This is a genomic window from Candidatus Goldiibacteriota bacterium HGW-Goldbacteria-1 (assembly GCA_002839855.1).
In the GTDB taxonomy this organism is placed as follows: Bacteria; Oederibacteriota; PGYV01; order PGYV01; family PGYV01; genus PGYV01.
Genome location: PGYV01000007.1, coordinates 261,452 through 263,036, shown reverse-complemented (window position 1 = coordinate 263,036; position 1,585 = coordinate 261,452). Strand labels below are relative to the sequence as shown.

At 39.4% G+C, this 1,585-nt stretch carries 2 protein-coding genes; one reads left to right on the top strand and one right to left on the bottom strand.

All coding sequences use genetic code 11. From position 1 onward, the window contains the following. Positions 1-300: 300 nt before the first annotated feature. Positions 301-681, bottom strand: coding sequence for a hypothetical protein (locus tag CVV21_09295; GenBank protein ID PKL91397.1), 381 nt, complete (start codon positions 679-681; stop codon positions 301-303). A 220-nt stretch (positions 682-901) separates the two neighbouring features. On the opposite strand from CVV21_09295, the gene CVV21_09290 reads away from it, so the two are divergent. Continuing rightward, on the top strand, positions 902-1,327 hold the full coding sequence (locus CVV21_09290) for a hypothetical protein (protein PKL91396.1): 426 nt from the start codon (positions 902-904) through the stop codon (positions 1,325-1,327). Positions 1,328-1,585: the final 258 nt, after the last annotated feature.

Genomic DNA, 1,585 nt, shown 5'->3' with positions numbered 1-1,585 from the left:
TTGTTTGGATACAAGATTACCAATTTGCGGCGCGTGCTGAAAAAATATACCCAAGCCCGGTGAAGCCGAGGGACGGATGGTCAGATGGTTGGAAGGCCGGAAGTAAAAATAAGTCAACTGTCCCCTAACACTTGCGCTTGTAAATTCGCGCAAGCCCGGGGATTTCCGCTTCACAGGTTCGCTCCAACCGCACCTTAAAAGGTGCGCCTACCAATGCCAAACCCCTGTAAGGCGGACGGGTGTAAACGAAAACTTAAAACCGGTGTTTCGCTATAGCTTAACTGCCTATAGCTTTATTAGCTATCTTTCCTGTTGATAATTATTTTCCAGGTTTGAATCCATGGTGAATACTATTATTCTTTCCCCTGTCTTTGTGCTTATGTCCGTGTGCATTGATATAACTTTAATGGATGTAATTTCTTCAATGTTTTTTTCAAGCATTTTCCTTGATGCTTCAAGAAGCCTGACCCTGGTCTGTTTTACAAGTGACTTTCCCTCCGCGTCATTTGCCAGAGTTTTTTCAGCCGCCGTAAGCACCCCTTTAAGCCTTATAAAAATAATATCCCCCATAATGTCAACAAGCGTATCTTCCGGGCCGCGGCCCATATGTTCTTTTTCAAATTTTATAATATATTCCCTTATCTTTGCCTCTGCCTGCCCTTTTGAAATATCTTTAGCCATTTTTCACCATCCTTAATTTTAACCATTTTATATCGTATTTTTTTTACGGTCAATAGCGCATTTAATTTTTAAACGCTGATGTTTTATTTTTAAACACATTTCGTTTTTTAATGAAACACTTTCAGATAATACCCGCCTTATTTTTAATAATTTACCGCGGCACAGAATTTGCTTTTATTAAGATGAGGAAGTTAAATAAATTTTAAGGAGGCGGATTTTTATGAAACTGTTGGAAAGAAGGGAAGTACCGGCAAGGCAGGACGATTTTGGGGCGATTTTTGACGATTTTTTCACTTCAGGGCTTTCTGTTACGGGCAAAATTTCACCGGCCGTAGACGTAGCAGAAGAGAAAGACAGGTACATTGTTAAAGCAGACCTCCCCGGAATGAAGCAGGAAAATATTAAGGTGGAGCTTGACGACAGCGTACTTTCAATTTCCGGGGAAAGGAAACATGAAAAAGAGGAGAGCGACGAAAAAAAGAATTACCACTATTACGAAAGAAGTTACGGAAGTTTTATGAGGCGTTTTATCCTGCCAAAAGGAACAGATTCTGACAAGATAGACGCCAAATACGAACACGGCGTTCTGGAAATTGTAATACCCAAAACAGAAGCCAAAAAAGCCAAAGAAATTAAAGTAAAGTAACAAGTGGCAAGTAACAGGTTACAAGTTACAAGTTACAGGTTACAGGTTACAAGTTACAGGTAACAGGTTACAAGTTACAGGTTACAGGTTACAGGTTACAAGTGACAGGTTACAAGTGACAGGTTACAAGTGACAGGTTACAAGTGACAGGTTACAAGTTAAAACCTGTTACTTGTATTTAACCTGTAAGTTGATACTTGTAACTTGCTACTTGTTTATAACCTGTAAGTTGATACTTGTAACTTGCTACTTGTTTAT

What these genes read in the sequence shown, in the direction of transcription:
- CVV21_09290 (PKL91396.1), top strand. Translation starts at nt 902, where the DNA reads ATGAAACTGTTGGAAAGAAGGGAAGTACCGGCAAGGCAGGACGATTTT.
- CVV21_09295 (PKL91397.1), bottom strand. Translation starts at nt 681, where the DNA reads ATGGCTAAAGATATTTCAAAAGGGCAGGCAGAGGCAAAGATAAGGGAA.